Raw genomic sequence first — 16,825 nt, 5'->3', positions numbered from 1 at the left:
GCGGGCGGTCGGGACTGATTCCTGGCCGTCCGCTTTCCCTTTCCAGTGACCGCGCGGGTGGCGAAATTGGTAGACGCACCAGGTTTAGGTCCTGACGCCAGCAATGGTGTGGGGGTTCGAGTCCCCCCCCGCGCACCACACACTTAGCCCTCAGAGAGATTGATCATGGCCGTGACCGTAGAAACCCTGGACAAGCTGGAACGCAAGATGACGCTGACGCTCCCCGTCACCGCCATCCAGTCCGAAGTCGATTCCCGCCTGAAGAAGCTGGCGCGCACCGTCAAGATGGACGGCTTCCGCCCCGGCAAGGTGCCGATGTCGGTCGTGGCCCAGCGCTACGGCTACTCGGTGCAGTACGAGGTGATGAACGACAAGGTCGGCGAGGCCTTTGCCGCCGCCGCCAACGAGGCCAAGCTGCGTGTCGCCGGCCAGCCGAAGATCACCGAGAAGGAAGGCGCGCCCGAGGGCGAGCTGGCCTTCGACGCCGTGTTCGAGGTCTATCCCGACGTGAAGATCGGCGACCTCGCCGGCGCCGAAGTGGAGAAGGTCTCCACCGAAGTGACCGACGCCGCCATCGACCGCACCCTGGACATCCTGCGCAAGCAGCGCCGCACCTTCGCCCAGCGCGGCGCGGCCGACACCGTGCAGGCCGGCGACCGCGTCACCGTGGACTTCGAGGGCAAGATCGACGGCGAGACCTTCGAAGGCGGCAAGGCCGAGGACTTCCAGTTCATGGTCGGCGAAGGCCAGATGCTCAAGGAATTCGACGAGTCCGTGCGCGGCATGAAGACCGGCGAGAGCAAGACCTTCCCGTTGGCCTTCCCGGCCGATTACCACGGCAAGGACGTGGCGGGCAAGACGGCCGACTTCATGGTCACCGTGAAGAAGGTGGAAGCCGCCAACCTGCCGGAAGTGAACGAAGCCTTCGCCAAGTCGCTGGGCATCGCCGACGCCTCGGTCGAGGGCCTGCGCGCCGACATCCGCAAGAACCTCGAGCGCGAAGTGAAGTTCCGCCTGCTGGCCCGCAACAAGCAGGCCGCGATGGACGCGCTGGTGGGCAAGGCCGAACTCGACCTGCCGAAGTCGATCGTGCAGAACGAGATCGACCGCCTGATCCAGGGCCAGCGCGAGGAACTGAAGCAGCGCGGCCTGAAGGACGTGGAGAAGCTGCCGATCCCCGAGGACATCGTGCGCCCGCAAGCCGAGCGCCGCGTGCGCCTGGGCCTGGTGGTCGCCGAGCTGGTGCGCGCCAACGGCCTGGAAGCCAAGCCGGACCAGATCAAGCAGCACATCGACGAGCTGGCGGCCAGCTACGAGCGCCCGGCCGACGTCGTGCGCTGGTACAACGGCGACAACCGCCGCCTGGCGGAGGTCGAGGCCATCGTGATCGAGAACAACGTCACGGACTACATCCTGTCCAAGGCGAAGACCGTCGAGAAGAGCGTCGAGTTCGACGAGCTGATGGGCCAGCAGGGCTGATTCCTGGATCCCGGCTCCAGGCCGGGATGACAAGGCTGGGGCCTGGGCGGTCTTGTGAAAGGCCGCCCAGGCCCCAACTCCATTCAGGCTAAAGTACAGCCACACAACGGAGCGATTTCCCCCATGAGCGCACTCGACACCCAAGCCCTTGGCATGGTGCCCATCGTCATCGAGCAATCCGGCCGCGGCGAGCGGTCCTACGACATCTATTCGCGCCTTCTGCGCGAGCGCGTGATCTTCCTGGTCGGCCCCGTGAACGACCAGACGGCCAACCTGGTGGTCGCCCAGCTGCTGTTCCTGGAAAGCGAGAACCCCGACAAGGACATCTCGCTGTACATCAACTCCCCGGGCGGCAGCGTCAGCGCCGGCATGGCGATCTACGACACGATGAACTTCATCAAGCCGTCGGTGTCCACCCTGTGCACGGGCATGGCGGCCTCGATGGGCGCCTTCCTGCTGGCGGCCGGCGAGAAGGGCAAGCGCTTCTCGCTGCCCAACTCGAAGATCATGATCCACCAGCCCCTGGGCGGCATGCAGGGCCAGGCGACGGACATCGAGATCCACGCCCGCGACATCCTGAAGACCAAGGCGCAGTTGAACAAGATCCTGGCGGAGCGCACGGGCCAGCCCCTCGAGAAGATCGAGCGCGACACCGATCGGGATTACTTCCTCGAAGCGGACGAGGCCAAGGCCTACGGCCTGGTCGACCAGGTCATCGCAAAACGGCCCTGAACACCACCCCGCACCGCGGTTGCAGTCCAGCAACGGCGCCTCCGGGAAACCGGGGCGCCGTTTGTTGTATGGTTATCATTGAAACAAGTTACGAAGGCACGGATCCATGGCCGACCGAAAAGGCTCCTCCAGCGAGAAAACGCTTTACTGCTCGTTCTGCGGGAAGAGCCAGCACGAGGTCAAGAAACTGATCGCGGGCCCCTCGGTCTTCATCTGCGACGAGTGCATCGACCTGTGCAACGAGATCATCCGCGACGAACTGCCCGCGGGTGACGAGCAGCGCGAGGCGCGCGGCGACCTGCCGACGCCCAACGAGATCAAGACCAACCTCGACAACTACGTGATCGGCCAGGAAGCGGCCAAGCGCACGCTGTCGGTCGCCGTCTACAACCACTACAAGCGGCTGCGCCACAAGGACAAGGCCAAGAAGGACGAAGTCGAGCTCACCAAGAGCAACATCCTCCTGATTGGCCCCACCGGCAGCGGCAAGACGCTGCTGGCGCAGACGCTGGCGCGCATGCTGGACGTGCCCTTCGTGATGGCCGACGCGACGACGCTGACCGAAGCCGGCTACGTGGGCGAGGACGTCGAGAACATCATCCAGAAGCTGCTGCAGAACTGCAACTACGAGGTGGAGCGGGCCCAGCGCGGCATCGTCTACATCGACGAGATCGACAAGATCTCGCGCAAGAGCGACAACCCCTCGATCACCCGCGACGTGTCGGGCGAGGGCGTGCAGCAGGCGCTGCTGAAGCTGATCGAAGGCACCATGGCCAGCGTGCCGCCGCAGGGCGGGCGCAAGCACCCGAACCAGGACTTCCTGCAGATCGACACGACCAACATCCTGTTCATCTGCGGCGGCGCCTTCGCCGGACTGGAGAAGGTGATCGAGCAGCGCAGCGAAGCCTCGGGCATCGGCTTCTCGGCCAAGGTGCGCAGCAAGAAGGAGCGCAGCCTCACGGACATGTTCCGCGAAGTCGAGCCGGAAGACCTGATCAAGTTCGGCCTGATCCCGGAACTCGTCGGCCGCCTGCCGGTGGTCGCCACCCTGGCGGAACTGACCGAGGACGCCCTGGTGCAGATCCTGACCGAGCCCAAGAACGCGCTGGTGAAGCAGTACGCCAAGCTGCTGGGCATGGAAGGCGTCGAGCTCGAAGTGCGGCCCAATGCGCTGAAGGCCATCGCCCGCAAGGCGCTCAACCGCAAGACCGGCGCCCGCGGCCTGCGCTCCATCCTGGAGCAGTCTCTGATCGACACCATGTTCGAACTGCCGAACATCTCCAACGTGGAGAGGGTGGTGGTCGAGGAAAGCACGATCGACGACAACAAGCCACCGCTGCTCGTGTACCGCGAAGCGGCGAAGAAAGCTTGATGAGGAAGTGGGGCCGTCGCAGCCCCATTTTTTTTGTGCCAATCCGTCCGGCCTGCCCCCGACTGGGTGCAGCCGGGTTGAAAATGGCTGCATGCCAGCCATATTCGGTTGAGTAACTTAGAGGAGCTCCATGTCCGGACATACCCCCTTGCCAGCTGAACCGATGGACCTGCCGCTTCTGCCCCTGCGCGACGTGGTGGTGTTCCCCCACATGGTCATCCCGCTGTTCGTCGGCCGCCCGAAGTCCATCAAGGCCCTGGAAGCCGCGATGGAAGCCGAGCGCCGCATCATGCTGGTGGCCCAGAAAGCCGCGGCCAAGGATGAGCCCTCGGTCGCCGACATGTTCGAAGTCGGCTGCATCTCCACCATCCTGCAGATGCTGAAGCTGCCCGACGGCACCGTGAAGGTGCTGGTCGAAGGCCAGCAGCGCGCCCGCGTGAGCCGCATCCAGGACGGCAGCGCCCATTTCACCGCCACGGTGGTGCCGGTCGAATCCGGCGACCTGGACGGCAAGAGCGCCGAGATCGAGGCCCTGCGCCGCGCGGTGCTCCAGCAGTTCGACCAGTACGTCAAGCTGAACAAGAAGATCCCGCCCGAGATCCTGACCTCGATCGCCTCGATCGACGATCCGGGCCGCCTGGCCGACACGATCGCCGCGCACCTGCCGCTGAAGCTCGACAACAAGCAGGTCGTGCTCGACCTCGCCGACGTCAAGGAGCGCCTCGACAACCTGTTCGAGCAGATCGAGCGCGAGGTCGAGATCCTCAACGTCGACAAGCGCATCCGCGGCCGCGTGAAGCGGCAGATGGAGAAGAACCAGCGCGACTTCTACCTGAACGAACAGGTCAAGGCGATCCAGAAGGAACTCGGCGAAGGCGAAGAAGGCGCCGACATCGAGGAGATCGAAAAGAAGATCAAGCAGGCCAAGATGCCCAAGGACGCCAAGAAGAAGGCGGACGCGGAGCTGAAGAAGCTGAAGCTGATGTCGCCGATGTCGGCCGAGGCGACGGTGGTGCGCAACTACATCGAGGTGCTCACCAACCTGCCCTGGGCCAAGAAGACCAAGATCAAGCACGACCTGCAGTACGCCGAAGACGTGCTGAACGAAGACCACTGGGGCCTGGAGAAGGTCAAGGACCGCATCCTGGAATATCTCGCGGTCCAGCAACGCGTCGACAAGGTCAAGGCGCCCATCCTGTGCCTGGTCGGCCCCCCGGGCGTCGGCAAGACCTCGCTGGGGCAGTCGATCGCCAAGGCGACCGGCCGCAAGTACGTCCGCCAGGCCCTGGGTGGCATGCGTGACGAGGCGGAGATCCGCGGCCACCGCCGCACCTACATCGGCGCGATGCCGGGCAAGGTGCTGCAGTCGCTCTCCAAGGTGGGGACGCGCAATCCGCTGTTCCTGCTGGACGAGATCGACAAGCTGGGGCAGGACTTCCGCGGCGATCCGGCTTCGGCGCTGCTGGAAGTGCTGGACCCGGAACAGAACCACACCTTCAGCGACCACTACGTCGAGGTCGACTTCGACCTGTCGGACGTGATGTTCGTGGCGACCTCGAACTCGATGAACATCCCGCCGGCGCTGCTGGACCGGATGGAAGTCATCCGCCTCTCGGGCTACACCGAGGACGAGAAGACCAACATCGCGATGCGCTACCTGCTGCCCAAGCAGATGAAGAACAACGGCGTGAAGGAAACGGAACTGCTGGTCGAGGAATCGGCCGTGCGCGACATCGTCCGCTACTACACGCGGGAAGCCGGCGTGCGCTCGCTGGAGCGCGAGCTGTCCAAGATCTGCCGCAAGGTGGTGAAGGGCCTGCAGCTGAAGAAGATGACGCCGCTGGTGCGCGTCAACGCTGAGAACCTCAACGACTTCCTGGGTGTGCGCAAGTTCACCTACGGCCGCGCCGAAGCGCAGAACCAGGTGGGCCAGGTGGTCGGCCTGGCGTGGACCGAAGTCGGCGGCGACCTGCTGACGATCGAGGCCGCGCTGATGCCGGGCAAGGGCGTCATCCAGCGCACCGGCTCGCTCGGCGACGTGATGAAGGAGTCGGTCGAGGCAGCCCGCACCGTGGTCCGCAGCCGCTCGCGCGCGCTGGGCATCAAGGACGAACTGTTCGAGAAGAAGGACATCCACATCCACGTGCCCGATGGCGCCACGCCGAAGGACGGCCCGAGCGCGGGCGCGGCGATGACGACGGCCCTGGTGTCGGCGCTGACCGGAATCCCGGTGCGCGCGGACGTCGCCATGACCGGCGAGATCACGCTGCGCGGCGAGGTGACGGCGATCGGCGGCCTGAAGGAAAAGCTGCTGGCGGCCTTGCGCGGCGGCATCAAGACGGTGCTGATCCCGGAGGAGAACGCCAAGGACTTGCAGGACATTCCCGAGAACGTGAAGAACGACCTCGAGATCGTGCCGGTGAAGTGGATCGACAAGGTGCTCGAGGTCGCCCTGGAGCGCTCGCCTACGGCACTGGCGGATGAAGAGCCGGCTGCCGCCGCACCGGTGGTGGAGGGCGCGCGCCCGGTCGCCATCAAGCACTGAGCGGGGTGCCGCGTGTTTTTGGGGCTCCCGTCGAGGAGCCCCAAAAACTTGGTCTATAATCTCGGCTCGATGCGGCAGTAGCTCAGTTGGTAGAGCGCAACCTTGCCAAGGTTGAGGTCGAGAGTTCGAGACTCTTCTGCCGCTCCAGATCCTTTCATGAAGGGGCACGTCCAGTGCCCCTTTTGATTAACGGTTTGGCGCGATAGCAAATCGGTTATGCAACGGATTGCAAATCCGTCTAGAGCGGTTCGACTCCGCTTCGCGCCTCCAGGAAAAGTCGATGCGGCAGTAGCTCAGTTGGTAGAGCGCAACCTTGCCAAGGTTGAGGTCGAGAGTTCGAGACTCTTCTGCCGCTCCAACGCACAAGGGGAAGCCAGCCGGCTTCCCCTTTTTGTTTGGCGCGCCTCGATGGTGAAATCGGTAGACACAGCGGACTTAAAATCCGCCGCCCCTAACAAGGCGTGCCGGTTCGATTCCGGCTCGAGGCACCATTTGGCGGACAATGAGGCACATGTCCCAATACGACGCCCCTTTTGAGATCCACGTGCACGGCGACGTGCCGCTGCGCGATGGGGTCACCTACGCCCAGCTGCAGGAAGCGCTCAAGCCGCTGTGGACCTACTCCGGCGCCAAGTCCTTGGCCGACGGCGCCGAAAGCGCCTACGAGGAAGAGCCCGGCATCAAGTTCGACGCGCAGGAGCACCTGCTGACGATGTGCTGGACGGTCGCCGGCGACGTGGACTTTCGCCAGCAGCTCGACGAGATGTGCATGTCGCTCAACGAACTGGCCGAGGAGGGCGCCGCGATCGAGGTGACCTTCTACGACGCCGAGTTCGACGAGGAAGAGGCGCCGCCGGAAGACGAGTCGCGCGACGACTTCCTGATGCTGTTCGTCGGCCCCACGCCCGCGGCCATCATGCAGGTGCAGCGCGACCTGCTGGTGCAGGACGTGGTGAACCTGATGGAACGCCACTTCGACACCAACGAACTCGATGGCGTGGTGGCGGAAGTCGACAAGCTGTTCTCGCAGCGCTTCGACGCGCTGGTGAATTCGCTCGAACTGGGCAAGCCGCCGCGCGGCAGCGGCGGCGGTTCGGGCGGCGGGCATGGAGGCGGCCGCCGGCCGCGGCACCTGCACTGAACTCAAGGGGCTAGAGGCTCGAGGCTAGAGGCTAGGGATAATGCGCCGGCGTGACGACGATTCCCCAGCCTCCAGCACCTAGCCTCCAGCCCCTATGCCACTCTTTTCCCAGGACGCCCTGAACCCCGGCGTGCGCAAGCGCGAGGTGTTCGGCTGGGCGATGTACGACTTCGCCAACTCCGGCTACACCACGGTCGTCATCACCGCCGTCTTCGCGGCGTACTTCGTCGGCGGCATCGCGCAGAAGGCGCAGTGGGCCACCTTCGCCTGGACCCTCGCGCTCAGCATCTCGTATGCGATCGTGATGCTGACCATGCCCAGCATCGGCGCCTATGCCGACCTGCGCGGCGCCAAGAAACGCGTCCTGGCCCTCGTCACGCTAGGCTGCGTGCTCGCCACCGCGGGCCTCGCATTCGCGCGGCCCGGCGAGGTCGTGTTCGCGATGCTGCTGATCATCGTCTCCAACGTGTTCTACAGCTATGGGGAGTCGCTCACGGCGGCCTTCCTGCCGGAGCTCGCGCGCGCCGAGTCCCTGGGCAAGGTGAGCGGCTGGGGCTGGTCCTTCGGTTACTTCGGCGGCATGCTCACGCTGGGCATCTGCCTGGGCTACGTGATCTGGTCGCAGGCACATGCCGTTCCCGCGGCCACCTTCGTGCCGGTGACGATGTTGATCACGGCGGTCGTCTACGGCCTCGCGTCCACGGTCACCTTCCGCCTGCTGCAGGAGCGCGCGCGTCCCAATCCGGAGGCGCTGCGCGAAGGCGGCGTCGCCGCGTCGCTGCGCCAGTTGCGCCGCACCTTCCAGGACGCGCGCCGCTACCGCGACTTCATGTGGCTGATGGCCTGCGCGGTGTTCTACCAGGGCGGCGTCTCGGTGGCGATCTCGCTGGCGGCCATCTACGCGGAGTCGGTGATCGGCTTCCAGCAGCAGGAAACGATGGTGCTGATCTTCGTGCTGAACCTCGCGGCCGCCGGCGGCGCGTTCGCCTGGGGCTACCTGCAGGACCGCATCGGCCACAAGCTGGCCCTGGGCAGCACGCTGGTGGGGTGGGTGGTCGTGTGCATCATCGCGGCGCTGTCGCAGACCAAGGGCCAGTTCTGGTGGGCCGCCACCATCGCGGGCCTGTGCATGGGATCCAGCCAGTCGGCCGGCCGGGCGCTGGCCGGCATGTTCGCGCCGCCGACGCAGCTGGCCGAGTTCTACGGCCTGTGGACCTTCGCCATCCGCCTCTCCAGCATCATCGGACCGCTCACCTACGGCGCCATCACCTGGGCCACCGGCGGCAACCAGCGCATGGCCATCATGTCGACGGCGGTGATGTTCGTGGTCGGCCTGGTGCTGCTGCTGAAGGTGGACGTGCAGCGCGGACGCGGCGCGGCGCTCGCGGGAGCCGCCGCATGATGTTCGACCCGGAACGGCACGAGCCCCTGCGCACGCTGGGCTGGGATGCCGCGGCCGCGCGCGAGATGGTGGAGCGCATCGTCGAAGGCACGGAGGAGGCCTTCCTGCCGGGGCAGGGCTGGCCCACGCACCGGCTCGACATGAAGAAGAACCCCACGCCGCTGCAAGGACTGTATTTCGGCGATGCCGGGGTGCACTGGGCGCTGCACATGCTGCAGGCGCGTGGCGCGGTGGAGCTGCACAACGACTACGCGCAGTCGATCGCCGAACTGCGCGGCCTCGACGAGAGCGAGCCGGGTTCCTACATGATGGGCGAAACGGGCGCGCTGCTCTTGCGCCAATGGTTGCAGCCCGATGCGCGCACCGCGGAGCTGCTCGCGGAGCACATCGCGGCCAACTTCGAGCACCCGGCCCGCGAGCTGATGTGGGGCGCCCCGGGCAGCCTGCTGGCGGCCCTGTTCCTCTTTCGCGCGACCGGCGATGCGCGCTGGTCGCGTCTCTTCCTGGGCGCGGCGCGCACGCTCTGGAGCCAGCTGCAATGGTCGGACAAGGAGGAGTGCCTGTACTGGACGCAGGACCTGTACGGCCGCACTTCCACCTACCTCGATGCGGTGCACGGTTTCGTCGCGACCGCGTCGCCCATCATTGCCGGGCGCGACCTGCTGCCCGCGCAGGAATGGCTCGAGTGGCAGCAGTGCATCTCCAACACCGTGGTGCGCAATGCGGAGTGGCAGGGCAGCCTCGCGAACTGGCGCGCGCAGCTGGACGCGCCGCGCGGCGGCCAGCTGCTGATGCAGTACTGCCACGGCGCTCCGGGCTTCGTGATCTGCCTGGCGGATTCCCCCGACCGCGAACTCGACGACGTGCTGCGCGCCGCCGGCGAGGCGACCTGGCAGGCCGGGCCGCTGCGCAAGGGCGCGAACCTGTGCCACGGCACGGGCGGCAACGGCTATGCGTTCCTGAAGCTCTATCGGCGCTTCGGCGAGGAAAAATGGCTGGGCCGCGCGCGGGCCTTCGCGATGCACGGCATCGCCCAGGTGGAGCAGGCGCGCGAGGAATACGGGCAGTGGCGCCATTCGCTGTGGACCGGGGACCCCGGGCTGGCGCTCTACCTGCTGGATTGCATCGAGGGGAAGGATCGCTTCCCGACGCTGGACGTGTTCTTTTCGCAGGGGTGAAGGGCAGGGCCGATCAGAGTCCCAGCCAGCGCGAAGCCGCGGCCCGCAAGGCCTCCTGCGAGCCCGTCGTCTGCCAGTGCACGGCGCCGCTGCCTTCCGGCTTCAACAGGCCCTGCGCCTCCAGCAGCCGCCGCGTCTGCCGCGCCACCGGCTCGCCCGTCTCCACCAGCTGCACCCCGGGCCCCAGCAGCTGACGGAACACCTGCGCCGCAAAGGGATAGTGCGTGCACCCCAGTACCAGCGTGTCGACCCCTTCGAGATCGCGCGTGTACTTCCGGCACAGCGAAGCGATCTGTTCCTGGTCGTCGGCCTCGATGGCTGCCGCCAGCCCGTCGCAAGGCACCAGCACGAACTCCGCCTGGTCGCGCAGCGAATCCCGCAAGGCCTGGAACTTCGCGCTGCCCAGCGTGCCGCGCGTGGCGAGCACTGCCACCTTGCCGGTCTTCGTCAGGGCCGCGGCGGGCGTGAGTGCGGGTTCGACGCCGACCACCGGCAACTGGTTGTGCCGCGCGCGCAGCAGGTGCACCGCCGCGGCCGTCGCCGTGTTGCAGGCGATCACCAGGCCCTTGATGCGATGCCGCTCCAGCAGGTCGACCGCGATGGACAGCGAGCGGTCCGACACGAACTGTTCGCCCTTCTCGCCGTAAGGGGCGTGACCGGCGTCGGAGAAGTAGACGAAGTCTTCGGCGGGCAGCTCGGCGCGCAGCGCGCGCAGCACGCTCAGGCCGCCGACGCCGCTGTCGAACACTCCGATGGGACGATCCTGATCCATCCCCGCACTGTAGAGCGTTCGGCGGCTGGTCCGGCGCCAGACAAGTTCAGGCCGATGCGACAGGAAATTTCGCCCCGCCGGCCTCAGGAGTCCTTTTTCACGCCGCTGCCGCCGATCTGCCACTTGGCGCGCTTCACCCGGCGACTCGGTACATTGTCGAGCAAGGGCTGCGCGAGGATCCCCGTCACGATCGGGTCGTTCGGCTGCAAGCCCATGGTGTCGTCCACGTACATCTCCGTGCTCCACGCGAACGAATGGACCGGCTCGATCCGGACCATCTGCTGCGAGTAGTTGATCGTCACCGGCGTCACGATGTCGATGGCGAATTGGCCCAGGACCTTGTCGGCCTCCCACTTCGACTGGCGGACGTCCCCGCAAGCTTCGAAGGCGTTGTCGAACAGGAAGCGCTTCGGCGAGGCCAGGGCCTTCAGGAGGGCCTTGTTGCGGGTTGCCTCGTCATCGCTGTTGTAGATGTTCTTCCCGATGACGCGGATCCGCGGGCTCACCTCGTCGTACTGCTTCTCGCCCCAGTTCCTGTCGACCCAGTCGTTGACCGCTTCGACGAAGACCGTGCGCGCATGCTCCAGGAGGTCGGGGTACCGCTGCTCGAACCATCGTTCGTTGCCCAGGTAGCTGGGCGCCGACTTTCCCCAGGTGGGGTGGTCCCACATCGACAGTTCGGTTCCGGTGGGGCCGGGCAGGGGCGACTCGCAGCGGCACATCGTTCCGTCGTCCAGGAACTTCGGCCTCTTGTGAAGGTTGCACAAGGGCCCTGGAATGGCACCACCCATGGCGTTCTCCTCGAACCATCCGGGGAATCGACTCTACTCCCGCCCTTCGCTGCGGCCAAGGGATAGACCCCGGCCTCTCCCCCATCAGGTTCAGGCCGCCGCGACCGGAATCTTCTTGAATTCGCCGGTCGCGATGCGCTTGGACCACTCGGCGGGGCCGGTGGTGTGCACGCTCGTACCGTGCGAGTCCACCGCCACCGTCACCGGCATGTCGACCACGTCGAATTCGTAGATCGCTTCCATGCCCAGGTCGGCGAAGCCGAGCACCCTGGACTGCTTGATCGCCTTCGAGACCAGGTAGGCCGCGCCGCCCACGGCCATCAGGTACGCCGCCTTGTGCTGCTTGATGGAAGCGATGGCTTCCGGGCCGCGCTCGGACTTGCCGATCATGCCGATCAGGCCGGTCTTCGCCAGCATCATGTCGGTGAACTTGTCCATGCGGGTCGACGTCGTCGGGCCGGCCGGGCCCACCACCTCGTCGCGCACCGGGTCGACCGGGCCGACGTAGTAGATGACGCGGTTGGTGAAGTCCACCGGCAGCTTCTCGCCCTTGGCCAGCATGTCCTGGATGCGCTTGTGCGCCGCGTCGCGGCCGGTGAGCATCTTGCCGTTCAGCAGCAGCGTCTGGCCGGCCTTCCAGGTTGCGATTTCTTCCTTGGTCAGCGTGTTCAGGTCGACGCGCTTGCTCTTCTGCGTGTCGGCCTGCCAGGCCACCTGCGGCCACAGGTCCAGGCTCGGCGGATCGAGGTAGACCGGGCCGGAACCGTCCATGGTGAAGTGCGCGTGGCGCGTCGCCGCGCAGTTGGGAATCATCGCGACCGGCTTGCCGGCGGCGTGGCAGGGGAACATCTTGATCTTGATGTCCAGCACGGTGGTGAGGCCGCCCAGGCCCTGCGCGCCGATGCCGAGGGCGTTGACCTTCTCGTACAGCTCCAGGCGCATCTCCTCGACCTGCGACAGCTTCTCGCCGCGGCCGGCCTTGGCCTGCAGCTCGTACATGTCGATGTCTTCCATCAGCGCTTCCTTGGCCAGCAGCACGGACTTCTCCGCGGTGCCGCCGATGCCGATGCCCAGCATGCCCGGAGGACACCAGCCGGCGCCCATGGTGGGCACGGTCTTGAGCACCCAGTCGACGATGGAGTCGCTGGGGTTGAGCATCATCATCTTGCTCTTGTTCTCGCTGCCGCCGCCCTTGGCCGCGACGGTCACGTCGACCCTGTTGCCGGGGACCAGTTCGACGTTGACCACCGCCGGCGCGTTGTCGTTGGTGTTCTTGCGGGCGAAGTGCGGGTCGGCCACGACCGAGGCGCGCAGGGTGTTGTCGGGGTGCAGGTAGGCGCGGCGCACGCCTTCATTGACCGCGTCTTCCAGGCTGCCGCTGAAGCCTTCCAGCTTGCAGTCCATGCCGATTTTCAGGAAGACGTTGACGATGCCGGTGTCCTGGCAGATCGGCCGGTGGCCGGTCGCGCTCATCTTGCTGTTGGTCAGGATCTGCGCGATGGCGTCCTTGGCCGCCGGGCTCTGCTCGCGCTCGTAGGCGCGGGCGAGGTGGGCGATGTAGTCGGCGGGGTGGTAGTAGGAGATGTACTGCAGCGCCGCGGCGATGGATTCGATCAGGTCGGCTGCTTTGATCAAGGTCGTCATGGTCTTCGATTATCCCAGAGCGCTGCCGAGCACCGTGGGCGACCGCGTTCGCTACCGAGCAGTCGCAGCAGCGCCCGGACGGCCGCAAGGCCAACCAGGGCGCCAAGCAGGAGGCGCGCATCGCGAAGGTCGATTGCCGGCAGGCGAACAACAAGAGCAACGCCGCCTGCCGCCATGCGCACGATTTCCGGCCGCCCTGCCGAATCCATCACGGTTAAGCGAATTCCCTCAGTAGAAACCCTAGATCGGGCTATTTGTATCCACTGGTTACAGTTGGTTTCCACTTCACCGAGGGAGGCCAGCATGAGCTTTACCGACAAATTCCGGACCCAGCACAACGAAATCCTGGTCATCGCCAAGGACATGAGCACCGAACTCAAGGGCGAGGCGGACGCCGCCGTGCTGCGCAAGCTGCTGAGCAACCTGGCGGGCAAGCTCAACTTCCACCTCGCCATGGAAGACCAGGCCCTGTATCCGCGGCTCATGGAGCGCAAGGATGCCGACGCCAAGGGCATGGCCAAGAAGTTCATGGACGAGATGGGCGGCCTCGGCAAGGTGTTCGGGACGTACAACGACAAGTGGCAGGTTTCGGCGATCCGCAAGGACCCGGCCGGTTTCGCCAGCGAGACCCAGGCCGTGTTCGCGGCGCTCACCAAGCGCATCCAGCGCGAGAACACCGAGCTCTACCCGCTGGCCGACCGCACGTCCTGACGTCCGGGCATTCCCCGCTGCCGTGAAACCGCCGGCCGCAGCCCCCACGACACCCACCCCGGCCTGTTCCAGGCGGGGCGTGGCTTGCCAGTGCGCGGGCGTGAGCTTTGCCGAGATCGAGGAAGCCGTCGCCGGCGACCCGGGCGCCAGCGTCGAATCGCTGGGGGCCGCCCTCGGCTGCGGCGTGCAATGCGGCAGCTGCCTGCCGGCGCTGCGCGAGGCGCTGGGCCAGGTGGCCTGGTTCGCGGCCACCGCGGTGGCGCGTCCCATCACCCGCTCGCGCGATCTCGCCGGCCAGGACCGGCTGATCTTCCGCGTCGACATCACGCTGGCGGGCGACGCGGCCTATCCGCGCGCGCTGCCCGGCCAGCACGTCGTCCTGCGCGCCGACACGGGGCAGGGCGTCGTCGAACGCACCTACACCGTGGTCGCCCAGGACCTGGGGGCCGGCAGGATCACGCTCGGCATCCGGCGCACGCCGGGCGGGGAGATGACGCCTTGGCTGCTCGATGCCGAGGCCGGCGCGCGCCGGATCGAAGTCTCGGTGCCTGGTGGACCGGCGCTCGGCTCGGGTGGCAAGCGCATCGACATGTTCTTTGCCGCCGGCGTGGGCATCACGCCGGCCATGGCCATGGTCAATGCGCTGCCGCCGCAGGCCGCCATGCACCTGCACTACAGCGCCAACGATGCCGACGACGCCGCGTTCCTGCCGGAGTTCGAAGCGCGCAGGAACGACCGGCCCGGCTTCACCTTCACGCTGCGCGAAACCACGACGCGCGGGCCGATCACGCAGGCCAAGATCCGCATCCTGGCCGGGCAGTACCGCGACGCGCAGTTCTACATCTGCGGGCCGGCGGGCTACGTCGAACTGGTGCACCGCACGCTCAAGCGCGCCGGCATCCCCGCGGGCCGCATCCACGTCGAGCTGTTCGCGCTGGGCAGCCAGGCGCAGGCGCACAGCTCGCGCTTCAAGGCGTGGGCGGTGGGCGCCGCGCTCGCGCTGGTTCCTTTGCTGCTGCTGTGGCCCGGGCTCGAGCAGGCGCGGCCGCATGGCCACCCGAACGTCGGCCATGCGGACCTGAAATGCATGTCCTGCCACGTCGAGTCGCCCGCCTCCACGCGGCAGGCGTTCCAGGCCAAGGTCAAGCATGCGGTCGGCCTGCGCCAGACGAGCGCCGTGCTCGGCATGCAGCCGGTGACGTCGGCCACCTGCATCCAGTGCCATGCGAATTCGGATGATCGCCACGCGCCCAACCGCTTCCTCGAGCCGCGCTTCGCGCAGGCGCGCGCGGAAACCGGCGCGCAGCAATGCGCCAGCTGCCACCGCGAGCATTCGGCCGTGCGCGTGACGGCGCCCAGCACCGGCTACTGCGTGAGCTGCCACCAGGACATGAAGGTGAAGGACGACCGCACTTCGCCCACGCACGACTTCCTCGTGCGCAACAAGCAGTGGACCACCTGCCTGCAATGCCACGACTACCACGGCAACCACAAATGGAACGCGCCGCTGCGGCTGCAGGACGGCGCGACGCTCGAAGTGCTGAACAAGTACCTGCAAGGCGGGCCTTCGCCCTTCGGCGATCCGGTCGTCAAGGCGAAGCCGGGGAGGCCCGGATGATGCGGCCCGGCAAGTCCACGCTGGTGGGCGGCGCGGTGTTCGTGCTGCTGGCGATCTACCTGTTCGTGTCGGCGCCGCCGGAGCTGCCCGACGGCGCCGCCGGCGGCAAGATGGTGCGGGCCGAAACCGTGCTGGCGCTGCTGGACGCCGAGAACGCCGCCATCCGCTCGCTCTACACCCGCGAGATCGTCGGCGAGGGCAGCAAGCAGGGGCTGGCCTTCAAGGAGGACTGGAAGAAGGACGGCGTCGCCGCCGGCCCGCTGCCGGCGCTGCTGCTGCGCGAAACCTCCAACCGGCTGCAGATGCAAGCGCCCGACATCGGCCTGTTCCTCGGCTCCGACTTTCCGCTGGTGAAGGAGAACCTGTTCAAGGGCGAACAGGCGGCGCACTACCAGGAGGTGAAGAAGACGCTGCGGCCCAAGGTCTTCTTCGATGCCGCGCTCGGGCGCACCACCGCGATGTTCCCCGACCGCGCCTCGTCGCAGGCATGCGTGACCTGCCACAACCAGCATCCGGACACGCCGAAGAAGGACTGGGTGCTCAACGAGCCGATGGGCGCGACCACCTGGTCGTATGCCGGCAAGCAGATGCCGTCCGAAACGATGCTGCGCATGGTGCGCCAGCTGCGCGGATCGGCGGTCGAGGCCTACGGTTCCTACCTGCAGAAGGTGGCGCGTTTCCCGGCCGAGGCGCGGCCCGCCGTCGGCGACAAGTGGCCGCGCGACGGCTTCTTCCTGCCGGACCTGGAGACCTTCCGCAAGGCCGTGGAAGCGCAGAACTCGGCCCGCACCTTGAACGGCCTGCTGGCCGCCGTCGAACCATGAGCGCGTTCTCGCCTTCCGCCGCCATGCCCTTGCAGGGGCTCACGCTGCCGCCGCCGGCGGCCAGGCCCGCTGCGCGTCCGCGCGCTCGCGCCGCTGCGCGGCCCCGGCAGGCGGCGCGAGCGCGCCAGCGCGCCACCCCCAGTGCGCGCCTGGCCTGGTGCGGCCTGCTGCTGGTGCTGGCGCTCGAGGTGGCGCTGCTCTTCTTCCCGCAGGCCCTGCGCCTGCATCCCGTCCAGGGCACGGGGCTTTTCAAGCAGCTCACGGGCTACACGATGTGCGCGCTGCTGGCCTTCGCGCTGGCGCTCGGCTGGCTGCGCCGCTTGCCGGGCATGGAACGGCGGGCGCGCGCGCTGACTGCATTGCACCAGGCGAGCGGGCCCGTGCTGCTGTTGCTGCTCGGCTCGCATGCCGGGCAGGCGCCCGGCGGCTTCCTGCTGTGCGTCTTCCACGGCATGGCGCTGGCCGTGGCGGCCGGCGCGCTGCGGACCGTGCTCGGCACGCGCGCGGCGCGCAAGGCGTCGGTCGCGCTGCTGGCGGTGCACATCAGCGTGTCGTGCATGGTGGCGGCCGGCGCGGTGCTGCACCTGTACTTCGTCTACGTGTACGCAGCCTGAGT

The 16,825-nt window shown here is 67.0% G+C and carries 14 protein-coding genes and 5 tRNA genes; 16 read left to right on the top strand and 3 right to left on the bottom strand.

The genetic code is table 11. From position 1 onward, the window contains the following. The first annotated feature begins 51 nt into the window (after positions 1 to 51). The 12 genes from LZ009_RS08465 (at position 52) to LZ009_RS08410 (ending at position 9,849) form a co-directional block, all read left to right on the top strand. Positions 52 to 138: transfer RNA gene (locus tag LZ009_RS08465), tRNA-Leu, on the top strand. Between the two features lie 27 nt (positions 139 to 165). Further along, positions 166 to 1,479: a trigger factor gene (tig, locus tag LZ009_RS08460; RefSeq protein ID WP_275697465.1), complete on the top strand. Its 1,314-nt coding sequence runs from the start codon at positions 166 to 168 to the stop codon at positions 1,477 to 1,479. Positions 1,480 to 1,602: 123 nt separating this feature from the next. Then, entirely contained in the window at positions 1,603 to 2,211 is a 609-nt protein-coding gene (clpP, locus tag LZ009_RS08455) for an ATP-dependent Clp endopeptidase proteolytic subunit ClpP (RefSeq protein ID WP_275697464.1), read from the top strand. A gap of 106 nt (positions 2,212 to 2,317) precedes the next feature. Continuing rightward, positions 2,318 to 3,583, top strand: a complete 1,266-nt coding sequence (gene clpX / locus LZ009_RS08450) for an ATP-dependent Clp protease ATP-binding subunit ClpX (protein WP_275697463.1) — start codon at positions 2,318 to 2,320, stop codon at positions 3,581 to 3,583. Between the two features lie 130 nt (positions 3,584 to 3,713). Beyond that, positions 3,714 to 6,128 (top strand): endopeptidase La, encoded by a 2,415-nt coding sequence (gene lon / locus LZ009_RS08445; protein WP_275697462.1) that lies wholly within the window; start codon positions 3,714 to 3,716, stop codon positions 6,126 to 6,128. Between the two features lie 71 nt (positions 6,129 to 6,199). After that, positions 6,200 to 6,275: transfer RNA gene (locus LZ009_RS08440), tRNA-Gly, on the top strand. A 49-nt stretch (positions 6,276 to 6,324) separates the two neighbouring features. Next, positions 6,325 to 6,398 (top strand) — tRNA-Cys (locus tag LZ009_RS08435). 12 nt (positions 6,399 to 6,410) lie between these two features. Continuing rightward, a tRNA-Gly gene (locus LZ009_RS08430) sits at positions 6,411 to 6,486 on the top strand. A 44-nt stretch (positions 6,487 to 6,530) separates the two neighbouring features. Then, positions 6,531 to 6,619: transfer RNA gene (locus LZ009_RS08425), tRNA-Leu, on the top strand. Between the two features lie 20 nt (positions 6,620 to 6,639). After that, positions 6,640 to 7,269: a DUF6806 family protein gene (locus tag LZ009_RS08420; protein WP_275697461.1), complete on the top strand. Its 630-nt coding sequence runs from the start codon at positions 6,640 to 6,642 to the stop codon at positions 7,267 to 7,269. A 94-nt stretch (positions 7,270 to 7,363) separates the two neighbouring features. Next, positions 7,364 to 8,671, top strand: a complete 1,308-nt coding sequence (locus tag LZ009_RS08415) for an MFS transporter (RefSeq protein ID WP_275697460.1) — start codon at positions 7,364 to 7,366, stop codon at positions 8,669 to 8,671. Next, positions 8,668 to 9,849 carry a lanthionine synthetase C family protein gene (locus tag LZ009_RS08410; RefSeq protein WP_275697459.1) on the top strand — a complete coding sequence of 394 codons (1,182 nt, stop codon included), beginning with the start codon at positions 8,668 to 8,670 and terminating at the stop codon, positions 9,847 to 9,849. The genes LZ009_RS08415 and LZ009_RS08410 overlap by 4 nt, the downstream gene beginning before the upstream one ends. 13 nt (positions 9,850 to 9,862) lie before the next feature. Here the strand turns inward: LZ009_RS08410 and murI are convergent, their stop codons facing one another. From murI to LZ009_RS08395, 3 genes are all read right to left on the bottom strand, one after another. Then, positions 9,863 to 10,621, bottom strand: a complete 759-nt coding sequence (murI, locus tag LZ009_RS08405) for a glutamate racemase (protein ID WP_275697458.1) — start codon at positions 10,619 to 10,621, stop codon at positions 9,863 to 9,865. A gap of 83 nt (positions 10,622 to 10,704) precedes the next feature. Then, a complete protein-coding gene (locus LZ009_RS08400) occupies positions 10,705 to 11,388 on the bottom strand; it encodes a hypothetical protein (protein WP_275697457.1) in 684 nt (227 codons plus the stop codon). A gap of 114 nt (positions 11,389 to 11,502) precedes the next feature. Beyond that, a complete protein-coding gene (locus LZ009_RS08395) occupies positions 11,503 to 13,056 on the bottom strand; it encodes a fumarate hydratase (protein WP_275697456.1) in 1,554 nt (517 codons plus the stop codon). A gap of 303 nt (positions 13,057 to 13,359) precedes the next feature. Here LZ009_RS08395 and LZ009_RS08390 point away from each other — a divergent pair, with 303 nt between their 5' ends. The 4 genes from LZ009_RS08390 to LZ009_RS08375 all read left to right on the top strand — a co-directional run bounded on the left by LZ009_RS08390 (position 13,360) and on the right by LZ009_RS08375 (position 16,823). After that, positions 13,360 to 13,767: a hemerythrin domain-containing protein gene (locus LZ009_RS08390; protein WP_275697455.1), complete on the top strand. Its 408-nt coding sequence runs from the start codon at positions 13,360 to 13,362 to the stop codon at positions 13,765 to 13,767. 79 nt (positions 13,768 to 13,846) lie between these two features. After that, positions 13,847 to 15,385: a cytochrome c3 family protein gene (locus LZ009_RS08385; protein ID WP_275697454.1), complete on the top strand. Its 1,539-nt coding sequence runs from the start codon at positions 13,847 to 13,849 to the stop codon at positions 15,383 to 15,385. Next, on the top strand, positions 15,382 to 16,209 hold the full coding sequence (locus LZ009_RS08380) for a hypothetical protein (RefSeq protein WP_275697453.1): 828 nt from the start codon (positions 15,382 to 15,384) through the stop codon (positions 16,207 to 16,209). The genes LZ009_RS08385 and LZ009_RS08380 overlap by 4 nt, the downstream gene beginning before the upstream one ends. Continuing rightward, positions 16,206 to 16,823 carry a hypothetical protein gene (locus tag LZ009_RS08375; protein WP_275697452.1) on the top strand — a complete coding sequence of 206 codons (618 nt, stop codon included), beginning with the start codon at positions 16,206 to 16,208 and terminating at the stop codon, positions 16,821 to 16,823. The genes LZ009_RS08380 and LZ009_RS08375 overlap by 4 nt, the downstream gene beginning before the upstream one ends. Positions 16,824 to 16,825 lie beyond the last annotated feature (2 nt).

The sequence above is a fragment of the Ramlibacter paludis genome (assembly GCF_022012305.1).
Lineage (GTDB): Bacteria > Pseudomonadota > Gammaproteobacteria > Burkholderiales > Burkholderiaceae_C > Ramlibacter > Ramlibacter paludis.
The sequence above is the reverse complement of the archived record's forward strand: the minus strand, read 5'-3'. Positions and strand labels throughout refer to the sequence as shown.

Excerpts from the sequence above, each read along its gene's own strand:
- LZ009_RS08395 (WP_275697456.1), bottom strand. The coding sequence starts at position 13,056 with ATGACGACCTTGATCAAAGCAGCCGACCTGATCGAATCCATCGCCGCG.
- murI (WP_275697458.1), bottom strand. The coding sequence starts at position 10,621 with ATGGATCAGGATCGTCCCATCGGAGTGTTCGACAGCGGCGTCGGCGGC.
- clpP (WP_275697464.1), top strand. The coding sequence starts at position 1,603 with ATGAGCGCACTCGACACCCAAGCCCTTGGCATGGTGCCCATCGTCATC.
- clpX (WP_275697463.1), top strand. The coding sequence starts at position 2,318 with ATGGCCGACCGAAAAGGCTCCTCCAGCGAGAAAACGCTTTACTGCTCG.
- LZ009_RS08420 (WP_275697461.1), top strand. The coding sequence starts at position 6,640 with ATGTCCCAATACGACGCCCCTTTTGAGATCCACGTGCACGGCGACGTG.
- lon (WP_275697462.1), top strand. The coding sequence starts at position 3,714 with ATGTCCGGACATACCCCCTTGCCAGCTGAACCGATGGACCTGCCGCTT.
- tig (WP_275697465.1), top strand. The coding sequence starts at position 166 with ATGGCCGTGACCGTAGAAACCCTGGACAAGCTGGAACGCAAGATGACG.
- LZ009_RS08375 (WP_275697452.1), top strand. The coding sequence starts at position 16,206 with ATGAGCGCGTTCTCGCCTTCCGCCGCCATGCCCTTGCAGGGGCTCACG.
- LZ009_RS08390 (WP_275697455.1), top strand. The coding sequence starts at position 13,360 with ATGAGCTTTACCGACAAATTCCGGACCCAGCACAACGAAATCCTGGTC.
- LZ009_RS08410 (WP_275697459.1), top strand. The coding sequence starts at position 8,668 with ATGATGTTCGACCCGGAACGGCACGAGCCCCTGCGCACGCTGGGCTGG.
- LZ009_RS08415 (WP_275697460.1), top strand. The coding sequence starts at position 7,364 with ATGCCACTCTTTTCCCAGGACGCCCTGAACCCCGGCGTGCGCAAGCGC.
- LZ009_RS08380 (WP_275697453.1), top strand. The coding sequence starts at position 15,382 with ATGATGCGGCCCGGCAAGTCCACGCTGGTGGGCGGCGCGGTGTTCGTG.